The following is a 401-nucleotide window of genomic DNA, read 5'->3' as shown; positions in this document are numbered from 1 at the left end:
ACGTTGACGGGTACCGGTTTTCAGGATGTCAGTTCCTTGAGTTTCACGCTGTCTGAGCAGGGAACAATTAGGACCTACAGCGTGGCTTCTTTGGGCGAGTTCCAGGCGCCGGATACGGAAGAGAATCAGCGCATTTTCAAGGGCCTGATTCCTAACGGCTATTTCCAGAAGAAGATCACGATCCCCGCGGGAGTCTTGAAGTCCGGCAAAGGGTATTACCTAGATGTTTACGGTGTGGAAACCCACGGGTGGAATAAGCTGTCGCGTAAGTTCCCCTTCGTTCCGGTGGGCAATAACCCCGCACACATGGCGTATCAGAATAATTCGTTCAGGAACACCCTGCCGAAGGTATCTGTGTCTTCCCCGAACTTTGATCCCGGTCAGGACCGCGTCTATAAGGT

1 protein-coding gene is annotated in these 401 nt (G+C 52.6%); it reads left to right on the top strand.

The window, feature by feature from the left end; translation table 11 throughout:
• Positions 1-81 precede the first annotated feature (81 nt).
• Positions 82-401 (top strand): hypothetical protein (locus HMPREF2836_RS09425; RefSeq protein ID WP_246822824.1); only part of this gene is annotated, 320 nt, incomplete at its 3' end.

Origin of the sequence: Rothia sp. HMSC065C12 (assembly GCF_001812085.1) — a bacterium.
GTDB lineage: Bacteria > Actinomycetota > Actinomycetes > Actinomycetales > Micrococcaceae > Rothia > Rothia mucilaginosa.
The sequence above is the reverse complement of the archived record's forward strand: the minus strand, read 5'-3'. Positions and strand labels throughout refer to the sequence as shown.